Source organism: Neorhizobium sp. DAR64872/K0K18, assembly GCF_050500175.1.
Classification (GTDB): domain Bacteria; phylum Pseudomonadota; class Alphaproteobacteria; order Rhizobiales; family Rhizobiaceae; genus Neorhizobium; species Neorhizobium soli.
Genome location: NZ_CP191446.1, coordinates 453,493 through 471,134 on the forward strand (window position 1 = coordinate 453,493; position 17,642 = coordinate 471,134).

At 60.3% G+C, this 17,642-nt stretch carries 13 protein-coding genes and 1 tRNA gene; 10 read left to right on the top strand and 4 right to left on the bottom strand.

Annotation, left to right across the window (positions count from 1 at the left end; all coding sequences use genetic code 11):
• Positions 1-48: 48 nt before the first annotated feature.
• The 8 genes from ACQY1P_RS07650 (at position 49) to ACQY1P_RS07685 (ending at position 5,415) form a co-directional block, all read left to right on the top strand.
• Positions 49-480 carry a low molecular weight phosphatase family protein gene (locus ACQY1P_RS07650; RefSeq protein WP_062454876.1) on the top strand — a complete coding sequence of 144 codons (432 nt, stop codon included), beginning with the start codon at positions 49-51 and terminating at the stop codon, positions 478-480.
• Positions 481-609: 129 nt separating this feature from the next.
• Positions 610-828, top strand: a complete 219-nt coding sequence (gene infA / locus ACQY1P_RS07655; protein WP_062453856.1) for a translation initiation factor IF-1 — start codon at positions 610-612, stop codon at positions 826-828.
• A 28-nt stretch (positions 829-856) separates the two neighbouring features.
• Positions 857-1,477: a Maf-like protein gene (locus tag ACQY1P_RS07660; RefSeq protein ID WP_062453855.1), complete on the top strand. Its 621-nt coding sequence runs from the start codon at positions 857-859 to the stop codon at positions 1,475-1,477.
• Positions 1,478-1,499: 22 nt separating this feature from the next.
• Positions 1,500-1,718, top strand: coding sequence for a DNA gyrase inhibitor YacG (yacG, locus tag ACQY1P_RS07665; RefSeq protein ID WP_062579059.1), 219 nt, complete (start codon positions 1,500-1,502; stop codon positions 1,716-1,718).
• Between the two features lie 181 nt (positions 1,719-1,899).
• Positions 1,900-1,975 (top strand) — tRNA-Phe (locus ACQY1P_RS07670).
• A 426-nt stretch (positions 1,976-2,401) separates the two neighbouring features.
• A complete protein-coding gene (locus ACQY1P_RS07675) occupies positions 2,402-2,725 on the top strand; it encodes a hypothetical protein (protein ID WP_192078226.1) in 324 nt (107 codons plus the stop codon).
• Between the two features lie 106 nt (positions 2,726-2,831).
• Positions 2,832-3,551, top strand: a complete 720-nt coding sequence (locus ACQY1P_RS07680; RefSeq protein ID WP_430255939.1) for a hypothetical protein — start codon at positions 2,832-2,834, stop codon at positions 3,549-3,551.
• Between the two features lie 508 nt (positions 3,552-4,059).
• Positions 4,060-5,415 carry a pilus assembly protein TadG-related protein gene (locus ACQY1P_RS07685; RefSeq protein WP_062453853.1) on the top strand — a complete coding sequence of 452 codons (1,356 nt, stop codon included), beginning with the start codon at positions 4,060-4,062 and terminating at the stop codon, positions 5,413-5,415.
• A 52-nt stretch (positions 5,416-5,467) separates the two neighbouring features.
• Here ACQY1P_RS07685 and pbpC read toward each other — a convergent pair whose 3' ends face one another.
• Both pbpC and ACQY1P_RS07695 read right to left on the bottom strand, forming a co-directional pair.
• The gene (gene pbpC, locus ACQY1P_RS07690) at positions 5,468-7,549 is read right to left on the bottom strand and encodes a penicillin-binding protein 1C (RefSeq protein ID WP_430255941.1); all 2,082 of its coding nucleotides are present in this window, start codon (positions 7,547-7,549) and stop codon (positions 5,468-5,470) included.
• A gap of 94 nt (positions 7,550-7,643) precedes the next feature.
• On the bottom strand, positions 7,644-13,109 hold the full coding sequence (locus ACQY1P_RS07695; RefSeq protein WP_430255943.1) for an alpha-2-macroglobulin family protein: 5,466 nt from the start codon (positions 13,107-13,109) through the stop codon (positions 7,644-7,646).
• Between the two features lie 350 nt (positions 13,110-13,459).
• On the opposite strand from ACQY1P_RS07695, the gene ACQY1P_RS07700 reads away from it, so the two are divergent.
• Positions 13,460-14,794: an aspartate aminotransferase family protein gene (locus ACQY1P_RS07700; RefSeq protein WP_430255945.1), complete on the top strand. Its 1,335-nt coding sequence runs from the start codon at positions 13,460-13,462 to the stop codon at positions 14,792-14,794.
• Between the two features lie 94 nt (positions 14,795-14,888).
• Here the strand turns inward: ACQY1P_RS07700 and ACQY1P_RS07705 are convergent, their stop codons facing one another.
• Positions 14,889-16,475 (bottom strand): PQQ-dependent sugar dehydrogenase, encoded by a 1,587-nt coding sequence (locus ACQY1P_RS07705; RefSeq protein ID WP_430255947.1) that lies wholly within the window; start codon positions 16,473-16,475, stop codon positions 14,889-14,891.
• 3 nt (positions 16,476-16,478) lie between these two features.
• Positions 16,479-16,919 (bottom strand): DUF2231 domain-containing protein, encoded by a 441-nt coding sequence (locus tag ACQY1P_RS07710; RefSeq protein WP_062453848.1) that lies wholly within the window; start codon positions 16,917-16,919, stop codon positions 16,479-16,481.
• A 123-nt stretch (positions 16,920-17,042) separates the two neighbouring features.
• On the opposite strand from ACQY1P_RS07710, the gene ACQY1P_RS07715 reads away from it, so the two are divergent.
• Positions 17,043-17,636 (top strand): DNA-3-methyladenine glycosylase, encoded by a 594-nt coding sequence (locus tag ACQY1P_RS07715; protein WP_082471830.1) that lies wholly within the window; start codon positions 17,043-17,045, stop codon positions 17,634-17,636.
• The last annotated feature ends 6 nt before the right edge of the window (positions 17,637-17,642 follow it).

Here is a 17,642-nt window from a genome sequence, read left to right on the forward strand (position 1 = left end):
GAACCGACAAGGAAGCAGACGATCGGCATTCCGACCGCGATCCTCTTCATGTGCGGTTTCAACTCCATCCGTTCGCCGATGGCGGAGGCCATTGCAAAAAGCCTGCTGCAGCCCGATATCTACATCCAGTCGGCGGGTGTCCGTTCCGGCGAGCACGATCCCTTCGTCGATGTCGTTCTGGAAGAGGTGGGCCTTTCGCTCAACCGCAACCGGCAGCACAAGCCGCGAACGATGGATGACCTTGAGGATGATTTCTTCGATTTGATAGTGACGCTGACGCCGGAGGCCCATCACGCGGCCCTGGAACTCACCCGTTCGAACGCCGTCGATGTGGTCTATTGGCCGACCATGGATCCGACGGCTGCGACCGGCACGCGTGAGCAGGTTCTCGACGCTTATCGCGAGGTGCGAGAGCATCTGTGGAAGCTGATTGACCGACGGATGAGGCCCATTCGCAGGCCACCTCCGGCAGGCGATTGACGGTCTTCAAGAATCGCTGTCAAGCGAGGTTCACAAACCGGACGCGATTGTGTAGTTTCCGCGCAAATTTCGAGGCGGCTGATCAGATTTCGGCCTGCCCGACCTTCAACACAGAAAGAAAACCAATACATGGCTAAAGAAGAAGTTCTTGAATTCCCGGGCATTGTCGTCGAACTGTTGCCGAACGCGACCTTTCGCGTGAAGCTCGAGAACGAACACGAAATCATCGCGCACACCGCTGGCCGCATGCGCAAGAACCGTATCCGCGTTCTGGCAGGCGACAAGGTTCTTGTCGAAATGACCCCTTACGACCTGACCAAGGGTCGCATCACCTACCGCTTCAAGTAAGAATTTCTCGCGGCAAAGACGGGTCCCCATGGCGATCGAACAAAAGCTCATCCTGGCCTCAGGCTCGCCGCGTCGTCTCGATCTTCTCAATCAGGTCGGCATCGAACCGGCCCGGCTGATGCCGATGGATATTGACGAGACACCCAAGCGGGTGGAACATCCGCGTTCGCTTGCGCGTCGTCTTTCGACGGAAAAGGCGGAAGCCGCCTTCGCCGCCGTCAACAACGATCCCGCCTGGCGCCACAGCTATATCTTGTCTGCCGATACGGTCGTGGCGGTCGGACGCCGCATCCTGGAAAAGACGGAGTATACGCAGGACGCCAGTGCCGCCCTGCATCTTCTGTCGGGCCGCGGCCACTGGGTCTATACCGGCATCTGTCTTGTCACGCCGGGCGGCCAGTTCCGCCAAAAGGTGGTTGAGACCAAGGTGCGCTTCAAGCGACTGTCGACCCGCGAGATCGAGAACTATATCGCATCGGGCCAGTGGCGGGGAAAAGCCGGGGCTTACGCGATCCAGGGCATCGCCGGCGCCTTCGTGCAGAAACTCGTCGGTTCCTATTCCAACGTCGTCGGCCTGCCGCTTCATGAAGTGACGGGTCTGCTGGCTGGCGAAGGTTTTGACGTCGCCGGCGCATGGCCGCAAGGCTGAAGACCTAAGAAGGAGGCCTGATATGGCTGAAACTTCAAACAAGGACATCACGACAGGCGGCAAGGTGGAGCCTTTGCGCAAGGCAAGGCCCTGTCCCGAATGCAGCCGCCCTTCCGCGCGCGAACACTATCCCTTCTGCTCGGACCGCTGCCGCAATCTGGATCTCTCCCGCTGGCTGCAGGGCAGCTACGCCATCCCCGTGGCCGATGATGAAAGCAAAGCCGACAACTACGAGGACTAGATCCTCGTCCGGTTCGGCCTTTGATTTCGCTCATGAAATCAGGTTTTTAACAAACCTTTCAAAAAAGTCGTCCGGGGTGCTGGACATGGCCGAACAAGATGTTATAACCCCGCTCGCTTCCCGGGGATACAAACCCCGGCCGGTCAACCAAGGACCGGAACGGCTTGCATAAAGCCCGGATGCCCGGATAGCTCAGTTGGTAGAGCAGCGGATTGAAAATCCGCGTGTCGGTGGTTCAAATCCGCCTCCGGGCACCATTATTTCTTCGAGAAATACAGTGTCTTAATGTAAGTTTGACATTCAGCTCGGTGTCTACTCATGTTGCGCACTGTTGCGCGCCAATTCCCTTGATTTCCGGGCAGTTTCCTCCACACTTGGCTAGTCCACGCAACATGGACGCAACACGCCATGCGAGGAATAATGGCTGACCATCTCGGTATCCAATGAAAGTCTCCGATCAGTTCCTGAGCAGAGAGGAAGCGTCCGCCGCAAGATCGGATCACCAGAGGCAAGCGGACGACTGGCTATCGAAAATCATAACTTCGGTCTCCACCGGGTCTGGCGCTGGGCTCATAACGCTTTCGACGTACATTGCGACGAAGTCTCCTTCATTTTGGGCGCAGTGGCTGTTGCTAGTGTCAGCGACCGCGTTCCTAGTCGCACTAGGCTTCGCAGCATCTACGATGGCTGCAATGTTCAACCACGAGACCTACAAAGCACACGCATACCAAAGTCTCGTAGACCGCTTTGACTTTGATAAACATTTCAAGGCTGCCGTTCCTGAAAAAGACGCGAATGTTTTCCTCAATGGTCACAGCAATCAGGAGCACGCGGGCCACAACTATGCAGACCGAGCGCACGAAAGCGCCTCGCGTAGCCTTATAAGGGGCGTCCTCTTCCTGTTGTTCGGTATAGTCACGACACTAGCTGCCATTGTTAGCGACAACGCCGATTTTTCGGCCATCTCCGGCGCAGTTAGCTGGATTTTCCGCCGGATGTCATGCTGATGGACAAAGCGCAGCACGAGGCGCGCTGGAACGCGTTCATGAAATCAATAAACAACGAGGCAGCCTCTGGTACCGACAGAGGCTTGGTACTCGTGTGCGGGTTTGCATGAGCGGCATATGGGATCGGTTTGTGAGCGCCGCATGCAGCACTGGCGTAGCCCATTGGCCGGCTTGTGCGCCAACGTGGCAAACATACATTTCTCCAGAAGCTTTAACCAATATCTTTGCGGCCGTCTTCGGTGCTCTTATCGGAGCCATCGTCGGCGGCATAGCAAGCTTTCTCGTACAGAAGCTCTCTCTTCAAGAACAACGGGAAGATAGAGCGAGCGAGGAAGAAAAGCTTCTAAAGGACAGACTTAAACTGACCATCATGACTACCATGCGCATCATGGCAGACATGCAAAATGTGCAGCAACAACTCAATAATTACCGGAATATGAATCCGCCTGATTTCAAGCTATGGCAGGCTGCGCACATGCTACAATTCACACCCGCTTTTCGTCCAGAACTGACGCAACTCGAAGCGCTCATGCGTCTGAACTCGCAGGAGTTGATTAATGTTTCTATGTGGCTTTACAGTGAATACGGGTCGATGTTTTCGCTGGTTGAGCGCTACAACCACCTGCGCGAGGATTATATCGAACGACGGTGGTCGCTCCCCAGCGATAGAGTCGATGCGATGATTAGCAATCTGCAGAACCTCGCCTCTTTTATAGACAGCAATTCACAACATATTATCGTGCAGACGAGCTACCTTCAGCAGCTAATCGGAGAAAAATCGAAGCTCTATTTCGGAGATCTCGATTTTCTTAAATTAGAGAAGTGACGCCAAAAGAACTGCAATAACCGTTTCTACTGGCTACGGTTTTGAGAACTAGGCAGTACAACGGTGTTTGTGTAGCCATCAGCTTGTCGCCGTATGATCTTCAGGTCCCCCGAGATCCGCGCAAGTTCGAGCGTCAAGCGCACTGTTCCTTTGCCGAAGCCGGCCAGTTTGGCCACCTCCGGGCACCCTTTTTTTTCGAGAAAATGCCTGTGTTGATCGAGTCCAGTTGAAGGCGATTTTTCTCGTCTTTGCAGATCCGGGCATCTCTACCACTCACCTGTTGTTCGTCGAAAACGCTACTCCACAAGGATCGGCCGACTTCTTTGGTGAGCGGCTTCCCGTTCCTCACCACTGCCAACGAGAACAGGCGCCGCAAAAACACGTTTCGTTAACAATTTCAATTAGCTACTTTAGTAACAAACATTTGAAACGGTGGGAGCTGATCGAATGCTCTGATCGAAATGCAGCATGATGCCGCTATAAGAAACTAAAAGGCAGATTGCGGTTTATGCTTGCAAAATTGAGGTCTATTTTTTCCTGCACCCGGGGCAATTTCGGCGTGCTCACCGGCCTTATCATGGTTCCTTTGATCGGTAGTGTCGGATTGGCAATCGATTTCGGACGCGCCCTGGAGGCAAAATCCTATCTCGATGCCGCTGCGGATGCTGCGGTACTTGCTGCTGTCTCCGAAAAATCCGCAGCGGTCGCAAAAGCTATGAAAATGGCCGAGGACGGTACTGTCGCCATCGCGGACACCGAAGCCAAGAAAATCTTCAAATCTCAGTTGTCGGCCAGATATGGGGACAACATGGAAGGTTTGTCGAGCCTGCTGATCGACGTCAAGCTGGAGCTGGTAAAGTCCGACGGCGTCGTCACATCGAGACTGAAATACGCCGCCACTCTACCCACGACCTTTACGCGGATCCTCGGCAATGACGAGATGGCGATTTCGGGGCAAGCGACCGCAGCCTACCTGATACCGAGTTTTCTGGATTTCTACATGCTGCTGGACAACACGCCATCGATGGGGGTCGGCGCGACTGCCGACGACGTGGCGAAACTGGAAGCTGCAACGAAGAATGGATCGGATGGGAAAGGCAAGGACGCCAACTGCGCTTTTGCATGCCACATCGTTTCGACGAGCGGTGTCGCCGACAAAAACAGCTATTACTATCTCGCCAAAGAAGTTGGCGCGACCATCCGCATCGACGTTGTCGCGGAGGCGGTCTCCGCGCTCATGACAACGGCGCAGGAGACTCAGACCGTTTCAGGCCAATTCAAGATCGGTGCCTATACGTTCGGACAAACCTCTGCCGATGCCCAGTTATACACCGTTTCCGAGCCGACGAGCAATTTCACCTCAGTGGCAAAGGCCACGAAGATGATTGAGCTGATGAGCGTTCCGAGCCATTCGTCGCCGAACGGGCAGACCGACTACAATGAAATACTGTCCAAGATCGGCCAAAAGATCAAAACCGTCGGTGACGGGAGCAGTTCGGCGGATAGACAGCCAATCGTTTTCCTTGTCGCGGACGGCGTTGGAGACGCATACCGTTCCGATTGTACAAAGAAGCTCTCATCATCCAACGGCGATCGCTGCATGGAGCCGTTGAATGCCAGTCATTGCAACGCCCTGAAGGCGCGCGGAATAAAGGTCGCAGTCCTGTACACGACCTATCTGCCTCTGCCAAAAGACGGTTTCTACAAGAAGTGGATCGCACCCTTTCAGAAGGAAATTCCAACGCAGATGCAATCTTGCGCCACGGAAGGCTACTATTTCGAGGTCAGTCCGACCGATGGCATAAGCGAGGCAATGGATGTCTTGTTTCGCAAGATCGTGGGTCGTGTTCGGCTGACAAGCTGACGGGCCTGATCCTTCCGATCTCGGTCCGGTTCACTCCTGGCCTAACCCGCCCTCACTCCACGAACACCCGCACGGTTGCAGCCCGGCCGGCGGAATCGATCACCGTCAGTGTCGAGAAGCCCGCGCCTTCGGGTAACCAGTTGTTGGTGCGTCGGCGGGAAAGATCGGTGAGGGGTTTCCCGTTCGCCAGCCAGCGGAAGGGCGGGCGGCCGCCCTGCAGTTTCAGCACCAGCGGCGAGATCTCGCCGGTTTGGGCGCCGAGATCCACCTTGGCGCCCTCGGGAGGATAGACGATCTGCGGAGCGGCCTCGCGGGTCGAGGCGCTGATCAGGCCGCTTGCCGTCATCGAGAAGCGCCGCTGGCCGATCGGCAGGTCGGATTGCGCCAGCCGTGACGTGGCGGGCGGGGGCGAGGGATGGGGCGTGATCGCTACGCCGGAGCGGGCAAAGGCCTCAAACAGGATCGGCGCCGCTGTCTGGTAGCCGGCGATGCCGGGAACCGCACCATTGTCCGGCCGCCCGGCCCAGACACCCAGAACATGGCGTCCGTCATAACCCACCGACCAGGCGTCGCGGTATCCGTAACTCGTGCCGGTCTTGTAGGCGATGCCGAGGCGGCGGCTTCCGGTTGGCGGCAGCACATCCGAAAGGATGTCGGTGACGTTCCAGACCGCCTGAGGCTCCAGCAAGGGTTCGCTGTCGAGACGCGCCGCGATGGTGTCGATGCCGTTGCCGAGCCGAACGGGCTGGCCGCCGTTGGCCAGAGCGGCATAGGCCTGAACCAGATCCTTTAGCGTGATGCCGACCCCGCCAAGCCCGATCGCAAGGCCCGGCGCCTCGTTCGGGGGAAGCACCGGTTGTACCGCGGCCCGTCTGAACCGGATCATCAGACGCGACGGGCCGACGGCATCCAGCAGCCGGATCGCCGGAACGTTGAGCGACAGCTGCAAGGCCTGGCGCACCGTGACATCGCCCTGATAGCTCATGTCGAAATTCTTCGGCCGATAGCCGAAGAAATCGGCGGGTCGATCCTCGATCATCGTTTCTTGCGCCACCAGCCCCTGTTCGAAGGCAAGTCCGTAGATGAAGGGCTTCAGGGTCGAACCCGGAGACCGCAGCACCCGTGTCATGTCGATCCAGCCGGCGCGGCTGGCATCGAAATAGTCGGCCGAACCGACCTGGGCGACAATTTCGCCCGTCATCGCATCCGCCATGACCATGGCGAGCGATGCTTTCGGTTCGAGCTTCGCCGAAGCTTCCCGCGCGACCTCTTCCAGCTTCTGCTGAATGCCGCGTTTCAGTGTGCTCTGGTATCGCGGCACCCCGGGCTGTTTGCGGATTGCGGCTTCCGCCATATGCGCGGCGAGCGCCGGCAGTTGCAGTCTGCGCCGGGGGAGGCCGTCATGGGATGCCCGTTCCGCTTCCCCTTCACCCGTCAGCGACGCCACGGCCGGCCTTGAGAGAACGCCTTGACGGGCCCGCATGGCCGATTGCGGGTGCCGGTCCGGCCGTCGCGTTTCCGGCGATTGCGGCAGGGCGACAAGCAGAGCGGCTTCCGCCACTGTCAGCCGCCCCGGCTCCTTGCCGAAATAGGCAAGGCTTGCAGCCCTCACGCCTTCCAGATTGCCCCCATAGGGTGCGTAGGTGAGATAGAGCTCGAGGATCTCCTGCTTGTCGAGACGGCGCTCGATCTGGATGGCGCGGGCGATCTGCAGGAGCTTTGCCGAAAATGACCGGGCTTCCCGGGGCTCGATCAGACGCGCAACCTGCATGGATAGCGTCGAGGCGCCGGAAACGATCCGCCCGTTGACGAGAAGCTGGAACGCGGCGCGGCCCATCGCTTTCAGGTCAATGCCGCCATGCTGGTAAAACCGCTGGTCCTCATAGGCGACAAGCATTTTCAGGAACCGCGGATCGACATCCGCGATCGAGGTCTTCAGACGCCAGCGGCTTTCGGATGTGGCAAATGCACGGAGCAGCAGCCCGTCGGCGTCCAGCACCTCTGCCGATACGGTTTGCGCCTTGTCGAGCGGCGGCGGATAGGCGCGGTCTGCAGCGTCAAGCCCGATCGCCAGCCCCCCTGCGAGAGCGACGCAAAGACCAAGAGCCAACGAATACGTCCATCTGCGTCTCATGGTCTTCTTGTCGTCCTGACGCTGACTGCCTCGACTTCGCTCCGTGCAAAATGCCGCCCGTTGAGGAGGGCGGCAGACACCTGCCTGTCGTCTCTCACGGTGCCGCCACAACCTCCATCTTGCCCATCGCCGTCCTTGCGGAAAGCTGCGGGCGGTACATGTCATCCACCTGTGCCGCCGGATGATCGTAGGTGCCGGGTGTCACGGCGCGCACCACATAGGCGAGCGTGATCTTGCGGTTGTCACCTTCTGCGCGGTTGAAGGCTGCAACGAAACGGTCGTTGCGGAACTCCGTATGGGCGGCCTGCACCTCTTCGATCCAGTCGAAATTGGCAAGGCTGGCGCTGTTGACGATGCTCGGATTGTCGATCTCGAAACCTGCCGGCAGGAGATCGGTCACGACGATGCGAGACGGCCAGTCGTTTGTCTCCGTGACGTTGAGAACGACGACATAACGCGTGTTCTGCTGCGCCGTGCTGACATTCGCCTCCTCGCCGTCCATCGTGTAGTAGGTGCGGGTTATCTCGAAACCATCGCCGCCGGCGGCAAGTGGCTGTGCCGGGGCCGCAACCGTGGTGATGGCCGCAGACAGCTTATCCTTGCTGTCGTTGCGCACCGTCAGCGGATGATCGAGCAGCACGTCGCCTGGCATCTGCGACATCAGCGTCCCGATGTGGGCCGCGCCGTTGACGCTGAGACGCAGGTCTTCGTCGCCGTTCTGCAAGGCCCGGGCCGCCAGCAGCATCCAGGTCTGTTCCTGCGTGCTGGTATGTTTCTTCGCCACCCATTCCTTGGCAACGACATTGGCAAGTGCAGGCACGATCGGCGGCACCGGCCGACTTTCGGCGGCCAGCGCCAGAACCGCTGCACCATCTCGCAGCGAGGAGCCGTAATCCGAACGGCTGAGGCTGACTTTCTTGATCTGCGCTTCTTCCGACATCTGCAGCGCGTCGTTGAAGATGGTGCGCGAGCGCTGGGCATCGCCGTAGAGCGAAAGCGCTGCAGCCATATGCGCCTTGGCAAGCGGTGTCGGGAAGTCGCCGAGCATCGTATCGGCGTAATAGCGCAGGTCGCTGATTGCAGCCTTGCGGTTGCGCGCAAGCACGTAGAGCGCATAGGCAATCTGATTGCCCTGGTCGGCGACATTGGTCGTGTAGGCCAGCGTGTTCTGCAGATTTTCGAGCGCCTGGACGAGAGGCTTTTCAGGCACGTCGAAACCCTGTTCGCGGGCCCGCGACAGGAAGTCGGTGATATAGGCGTCCAGCCAGAGATCGGTGCCGGCACCATCAGGTCCCCAAAGCCCGAAACTGCCAGCCGATGCCTGGAAGGAGAGCAGGCGGAAGATCGCATCCTGCACGCGCTTCTTGACCTCGGCATCATCGGCAAGCCCGTTCTGAACTGCCATCTGGCTCAGATAGAGAAGCGGTAGTGCCCGGCTTGTCGTCTGCTCGGCGCAGCCATAGGGATAGCGGTCGAGGCTCATCAGCAGCGCCGGAATATCGAACGCGTTGGAGCGGCTGACATTGACGCTGACCGAGGCGCCCTGAAGCACGCTGTCGGCAAGAAGGTTGGAATCCACCGTTACGCTTGCGCCGGGCTTCAGATCCACCAGCCGGCGCTCCGTCACCGGCATGGCCGCCGGGCGAACCGGGATGTTGAGAACCTGATCGACCGACAGGCCGGAAGCATTCGAGACCCGGATCGAAACAGTGCCGTCACCCGGCCCGATGCCCACCAGCGGCAGCGTCACACTCGTTTTTCCGCCAGCCGCCAGTTCGACCGGCTTGATCGCGCTCTGGCCGACCGCAACCGGGTCGTTTGTCGTAATGCCGAGATCATAGGTGCCGGCGGGTCCGTCGGTGTTGACAATGTCCAGTCTGAGGTTGCTGTCGTCTCCCGGCGCAAGAAAGCGCGGCAGGCTGGCGGTCACGACGATCGGATCGCGGATGATGACGTCTTTCACCCCATGACCGACCCCGGATTTCGACCAGGCGACGGCCATGACGCGCGCCGTGCCGTTGAACTGGGGAATGTCGAAGGAGACATTCGCCTTGCCTTCTGCATCCAGCTTCACCGGCCCCGAGAAGAAAGCGACCAGCTTTTCCTTCGGCGGGCTCGCCTGCAGCGCGATGCTGCCACCATCGCCGCCGGTTCGCAGCCGTCCCGTGGCACCAAGCGAGCCATCGATCAGCCGGCCGTAGATGTCACGGATTTCGAGCCCGAGACGGCGCTGGCCGAAATACCAGTCGTCCGGCGCCGGTGGCACATAGCGGGTAAGATTGAGGATGCCGACATCGACGGCTGCAATCGTCACATAAGCGTCTTCGTTGGCGCCGGCACCGGTCACGGCCACGGAGATATCCAATGGCTGGCGCGGCAGGGTTTTATCCGGTGCCCTGATCGCGACCGCGAGATCGCGCGCTTCCGGATCGACCTTCAGCCAGGTCACGCCGATCGCCCGCATCGGCATACGGTTTTCACGCGCCGCACCCGGGCGGTAGAGCGTTGCGGTCACATAGGAACCTGCTCCCCATTCGGCCGTGACGGGGATCTCGATCTCTCCGCCGGTCTCCGAAAGGCTTGCCGTCTTCACCGCAATCAGCTGCTCGGAGCCTGCAAAGATCATCAACTCGCCGGCATAGCGCGAGGAAACCTTGAGCTTGGCAGTATCGCCGACCTTGTAGCTCGGCTTGTCGAGGGCGATTTCCAGCGCGTCCGGCGTCTCGGTCGACGTGGCGGTCACGAACCAGCCGGCATCGAACTCGGCGCTTGAGGCCGGGCCGCCGGCATCGACCGTCTCGACTTCGAGGCGGTAACGGCCCCACGCGACCGGAACCGAAATCCGGCCGCCGTCGGCAGACACGTCGACGCTGCCATTGGATACCTGCTTGGTGCGGATGATCGGCTCGTAGCGCCAGGAACTGCCCTCGCGATACCACTGATAGTCCTGCTCGACCTTGACCAGCTTCCACGGCAGGCCTTTCATGGCCTGCTTGGCGCCTGCCGCGTCCACAAGAATGACGTTGAAACTGCCGACAGCGCCCTCGGGCAGGTCGCCGGAGAACTCGGGCTTGATGCCGATCCGCGGCCCGTCCGCCTTGACCGGCAGCGACAGGGTCCGCTCGATCGCGCGGCCGCCCGATTCTTTCATGCGCACGACGATATCCGCATTGATCAGCTTGGTGGTCGAGGGAAGCTCCGCGACATCTGCTGGAAACGATGCCTTGCCGTCTTCATCGGTATCGTCGAGTGCCTCGAGCGGAATGCGGACGGTTTCCGCCTGTTCCTCATCTGCAAGGCCGAACTGGTAGCCCGGGAAGGCAGCGTTTTCGCGGGTCGGCTTGAGGGCGATCTCGCCTTCCAGGCCAAGTCCCGCCGCCGGTGCGCCATAGAGGAAACGTCCGTCGATCTCGACCGTAGCCGGTTCGCCGACCACGATTTCCTTCGCCGCGCTGGTCATGTCGAACTCGATGCGATCAGGCACGAAATCATCGACCAGAAACGTCTTTTCGCCGATCGCCGAGCCCTTGGGATCGGTAAACACCTGCATCGTCCAGGTGCCGCGCATGGACGTGTCCTGCAGCGCGAGATCGAGCGTATAGCCACCGAGCGCGCCTGACTTCACCATGCGGCGGTCCTCGACGCCATCAGGGCGCAGGAAGACGAAGGTGAGCGGCAGGTTGTCGATTGCGGTCGCATCAACATTGCGGGCAAGGGCGCTCGCATGCACCGTCTCGCCTGGCCGGTATATGCCGCGTTCGGTCCAGGGGAGAAGATCGATCGCGCCGGGTGCCGGCCGGCCGGTGACGCCGCGATCGGAGAGATCGAAACCGGCGCGGGTCATGTCGAGAAAGACGTAGTCCTGGCCGCTGTTTTGCGCTGTCAGCACCGCCGGCACCATGGCCGCCGTCCCGCGCATCAGGCCGGCCGTAAACGTGGCACGGCCATCGCCATCGGTCTTTGCGGTACCGAGCACTTCGTTATTCTTGGCAAGAAGCTGCAGATCGACGCCGGCGATCGGCTTGGCCGAACCGAGCGAGCGGGCAAACACACTGAGCCCGTCGGTGCCGGCATAGGTCGTCAGCCCGATATCGGAAACGACGAACCACTGGGTCGCCTTGTTATCCCATTCCTGCGAAATGGCGTTGGCGGCCGATGCGGTCAGCACATAGACGCCGGGCTTGCGGTTCGGCAGCGCCTCGTCGACCGGGAAACTGGTCGCGACATCTTTGTTGAGCTCGCGGTTGGAACCCGGGCCGAGATCGATCTTGCCCTGCCAGACGAGTTCGCCGTTTTCCTGCTCGATGCGGTCGGCGGTGTAGCCGCTCATCTGGGTCAGAAACTCCGAGTCCGTCAGAAGCGGCGCAATATTGCGGTCACCGATCCGGTAAAGCTTGAGATCGGCCGTTTCGGTATTAACCGAAACGATCGGAATGCCGCGCCGGGCCGTGGATGGCAGCACGAAACTGTCGCCGGTAAACCGCACTGTCGGAGAGCGATCCTTGACGTAGAGGTCGAGATCGACCTGTGCTGGCAGCGGTTCATCGACGGAGGAGGGAAGGCCACGCCGCAGCGACAGCTTGTAACGCTGGCCGTGGGTCAGACCCTCGACGCAGATCTGGCTGTCCTTTGCCTCCATCGCCTTCGGCGCCTTGCCGTCCAGCGTGACGAAGGGCGCATAGTCGACGCCGGCCTTTACCAGAGGATCGGAAAACTGAACGCAGGCGCGCGGATTGGCGCTGTCTGCATCGACCGTGTTGCCGGTCACGCGAAAACCGTGACGCTCGCGAAGGTCGTTATAGGAAGCCTGCACCGTGCGGGCGCTGACGAGCGCGAGGCTCTGCTTGTAGGCGGAAATCGCTTGGCGGTAGGCCTGCTGCTTGGCAAGCGCTGCGCCAAGAACGGCAAGCGCATCGGCTCTTGCCTGGGTCGTTCGGGTAAGAAGATAGCCGTTGATGGCGCCAAGCGTCGCATCGCCGTCTGCATCGCCGTTGCCATTGGCGGTGGAGGCTGCGCGGGCAAATTCGATCCAGAGCGCGCCATCTTCAGGTATGAGCGACAGGGCGCCCTTGTAGTTGTAGATCGCATTATCGAAGCGGCCTGCGAGAAGTTCGGCCTGCGCGTCGGTCTTCAGTCTTTCGACATCCCGGCCTTGCTGGTTGTCACCGAGCGCCAAGCCATTCTTCTGCTCGCGGGCCTGCTGAAGCAGTTCCTCCGTCAGAAAGGAGAGCCGCGGCGCCGCTCCGATATCCGGCTCCGCCGCCACTTCGACGATCTTGCCGGCGACCGCGCCTATAAACGGATTGAGCTGAGCGTGGTCGGACTTGAGAAAGCACCACTTGGCTTTGACATTATAGGTAAAGGCGCGGCACTGGTTGTCGCCGATACAGGCAGTTTCGCACTGACCCTGGCTGACATTCTTGACGGTCCGCAGATCAAAACCCGAATAGTCCCCATCCGCCGTGGTCTCTATCCGCCGCTCCGCCGCAGTCAGAGGCAGCGCCAGAACGAGAGACGAAAACAACAATGCGGAAAGTCCGAAGATCGCGCGCCTAGACATCAAAAGTCCCCCCGGTGGCTGCCGTCCAAGTTATGTTGTCGGATCTGAGTAAGCACTTGTCAACGGAAGTAAAGCCAACCAGCAGATGCAGTTTTGACTATTTCTACGCTGATCGATTCGACAACGTTTGATACGAGGTTGAGGCTATCGAGATGACAGCACACGGTTTTCCTCGTCGCGACAATCTACGCCTCGGTATCCGGCCGCATAGCCCTGAGCGGGGGGGCATTTCACCCAGATTGACATCCGCTTTCGGATGCCCTTCCCGCACGAGATGCACCCCCACCACAAAAAGACTTGTTCGCCACCAAAAAATCCGTGACATCTACCCTATCGAACAGGAGGCTTTCATGGACCACGCGAGCAAGACAAACGCGCTCAATCTTGACAATTTCTGGATGCCGTTTACGGCAAACCGCCAGTTCAAGGCGACGCCGCGTCTGCTCGCGCAGGCGGATGGCATGTATTACACCGATGTCGACGGCAACAAGGTTCTCGACGGCACGGCGGGGCTGTGGTGCTGCAATGCCGGCCATGGTCGCAAGAAGATCGCGCAGGCCGTCGAACGCCAGCTCACCACCATGGATTTTGCCCCGACCTTCCAGATGGGTCATCCCATCGCGTTCGATTTCGCCACGAAACTGGCGGAGCATGCGCCGGGCGGTGCCGCCGCCAAGCCGGATCGTGTCTTCTTTACCGGTTCCGGTTCCGAATCCGTCGATACCGCGCTCAAAATCGCCATCGCCTATCAGCGGTCGATCGGGCAGGGTACACGAACTCGCTTCATCGGTCGCGAGAAGGGCTATCACGGCGTCGGCTTCGGCGGCATTTCGGTCGGCGGTCTCGTCAACAATCGCCGTGTCTTTCCGCAGATCCCGGCAGACCATATGCGTCACACGCTCGATATCGAGCGCAACGCCTTCTCGAAGGGATTGCCGGCGCATGGCATTGAGCTTGCCGACGATCTCGAACGTCTCGTCGGACTGCACGGGGCGGAAACCATCGCAGCCGTGATCGTGGAGCCGATGTCAGGCTCCGCCGGCGTCATCCTGCCGCCCAAGGGCTATCTCGAAAAGCTGCGCGCAACGGCCACGAAACACGGCATTCTTCTGATTTTCGACGAAGTCATCACCGGCTTTGGCCGTCTCGGCATGCCGTTTGGCACGGACTACTTCGGTGTCGTGCCGGATCTCGTCACCACCGCCAAGGGCATTACCAACGGGACGATCCCGATGGGCGCGGTGTTTGCCAGCCGCACCATCTATGACGGACTGATGGCAGGGCCTGAGAACGCGATTGAGCTGTTCCACGGCTATACCTATTCCGGCCACCCGGTCGCCTGCGCCGCCGGTCTCGCGACCATGGAAATCTACGAGGAAGAGGGCCTGTTGACCCGCGCTGCCGGTCTTGCCGGCGAATGGGAAGAGGCGCTGCACTCGCTGAAGGGCCTGCCGCACGTCATCGACATCAGAAACCTTGGCCTCGTCGGCGCCGTCGAGCTGGCATCGCGCGAAGGCGCTTTGGGCGCACGTGCCTATGATGTCTTCGTCGATTGCTTCCAGAAGGGGCTGCTGGTCCGAGTTACGGGCGACACGATCGCGCTGTCGCCGCCGCTGATCATCGAAAAGGAGCAGATCGGCACCATCGTCTCGATGCTCGGTGATGCGCTCAAGCGCGCGGCATGACGGCGACCTTAAAAAGAAAGTGCAGCCGGTAGGCGTTACCGGCTGCACATGAGTTCGTCTGTCTAGCGTCGATAAGCGCGAGACCGTTTCCGGATTAAGGCCTTGCTGCTGGCGCAATGTCGGTTTGCGACGGCTGCAGCGTATCGCTTTTACCGGACACTGGGGCCTGACCGGTCAGCCGCTCTTCTGCAGGGGCGGTTGGTGCGGCGAGTGCCGGTTCCGTGGAGCCGGTCGTCCCGTTGGCCGGAGGACTCACTGCTGCAATCGGTGCCCGATCCGTCTTGTCGGTGGTCGCGGACTGCTGTGCGGTTGCCGCGGTCTGGTCGGTGCCGATCGGCTGCGGAATGACCGTGCCGTCGGCATTGGCGACCCGCCAGACCGTGTTGCCGGAATCGTCGGCAACCAGAAGCGCCCCCGTTCCATCGATCCCCACACCGACAGGTCTGCCGCGCGCCTGATCGTTCTCGATAAAGCCTGTCACGACGTCCTGTGCCTTGCCAACAGGCTTGCCGTTTTCGAAGGGCACATAGACGACCTTGTAGCCGTTGAAGTGATCCCGGTTCCAGCTGCCATGTTCGCCGATGAAGGCACCGTTTGCGAAGGCGGACGGCATGGCGGAATTGGCCGAAAACGTCAGGCCGAGTGCTGCGACATGGCTGGACAGCGCGTAGTCCGGCGCGATCGCCCGTTCGACCATGTCTGGCCGTGGCGGGTGAACGCGAACATCGACATGGTTGCCATAGTAGCTCCACGGCCAGCCGTAGAAGCCATCTTCCTTCACCGACGTCATGTAGTCCGGCACCAGGTTCGGACCGAGTTCGTCGCGCTCGTTGACGACGGTGTAGAGAACGCCCGTATCCGGGTTGAAGGCAAGACCATTCGGGTTGCGTAGGCCGGATGCGAAGACGCGTGCCGCCCCCGTCTGACGATCGACTTGCCAGATCGCGGCGCGGCCCTTTTCAGCCTCGAGCCCGTTCTCCACGATATTGGAGTTCGAGCCGACCGAGACGTAGAGCATCTTGCCATCGGGGCTGAGCGCCAGATCCTTGGTCCAATGGTGGTTGATTGGCCCGCCAGGAAGCGGGGTCAGCACCTTTGGCGGCGCGGTAATCTCGTTCTGGCCGAGTTCATAAGGGTAGGCGATCACGGCGCTGGCCGAGGCCACGTAGAGCGTATTGTCCACCCAAGCCAGGCCAAACGGGGAATCGAGCTTGGTCAGAAGGTCGTGTCGTTCGTCGACCGTGCCATCGCGATTGGTATCGCGAAGCAGGGTGATGATATTGGTTTCCTTCTCAGCGCCAATATCGCCGTGGGCGATCGACATGATCCAGCCGCGGATGAAATCCTTCGGCCTCGAGGTCGGCTCGCCTGCCGGTGCCTTGGATTGCACGACAAGCACATCGCCGTTCGGAAGCGTGTGGACGGTGCGCGGGCTCGAAAGATCCTTGGCGTAAACGGTAACCTTCAGGCCTTCAGGAACCTTCGGCGTTTCGCCATCCTTCCAGCCGATCACTTCCGCGACTTTCAGGTCGGGGATGAGCGGGTGCGATGGTTCCGGCAGGACAGGATCGGGGCCAATCTGCGAGTTGACGTCGAAGTCATTGCTTTGGGAAAAGGCCGGCAAGGCGGTGCCGAGCGACAGCGAAAGCGCGGAGGCAAAGAGAATGCGGGACGGCTTCATGGATCAGATCCTCCAGGCCAGGCGGGAATACTTGCGGGCGGAAATCGCGGCGGCGAAAACCGAGAGAACGAACGTGACGACAGAAATTGCCAGTCCGTAAGGCACAACGGCCGTCCAGCCGTCGCCGGCGTGAACAAGGCTGTTGAGGAAGGCCAGCGCCAGAATGACGATATAGATGACGATGGTGAGAAATGCCGGGCGCAGCGGCCGTGTTCTTGGACGAAGCATATCCAGCAGGCCAGCGACGATTGCAACGCCACCGAAGACAAGGCCGGCGAACAGAAGCCAGGAAGAAAAGTTCTGCCACATCAGGTGACCATCGCTCAGCCAGAAGGCCAGGTCGGTCCCGAGTGTCAGGGTGAAGCAGACGAAAGGAAAGGGAACGAAGAGGGACTGCAGCGGATAGGCCGCAGAGTCTCTGTTATCGGAAGAAAAAACAGTCATGAAAACGCTCCGGGAGGCAAAGAGCCAGGGAATGGACGCCAACCCGTGACGAGGCCCTTTGTTCCCTTGGCGCTCTCGAGTGGTTAGGTTGGATCATGAACCGCAGAAATGGTGAGGCACGACATGGCACTGGCAGCCGGATTTTTCACGCGGTCCGCGGTGGATGTGGCGCGCGACCTGATCGGCGCTGAATTCGAGCTTTCGGGCGTCGGCGGCGTCATCGTCGAGACAGAGGCCTACCAGCCGGATGATCCGGCATCCCACAGCTTTCGCGGGCCGACGCCCCGCAACCTTGCCATGTTCGGGCCGGCCGGTCATGCTTATGTTTACCGTTCCTACGGCATCCACTGGTGCGTGAATTTCGTCTGCACGCCGGGCAGCGCGGTGCTGATCCGGGCCTTGCAGCCCGTGAACGGCATTGCCGAGATGGAACACCGGCGGGGCAGGGCGGAGCCCCTGCTGTTATGCTCCGGCCCCGGACGCGTCTGCCAGGCGCTGGGAATTGGTATCGAGCATGACGGCCTGTCGCTCATGGAAGCGCCTTTCCGGCTTGCTCCGCCGGTAACGCCGCCCTTGGTGGTCGCGGGACGGCGGATCGGAATATCGCGTGGTATCGACCAGCCGTGGCGGTTCGGCCTTCAGGGATCGCTGCATGTCAGCCGACGCTTTACCGGCAAGGGAGGGCTGCCGGAGGACCCGACAGCCGCACGGGATTGACCTGCC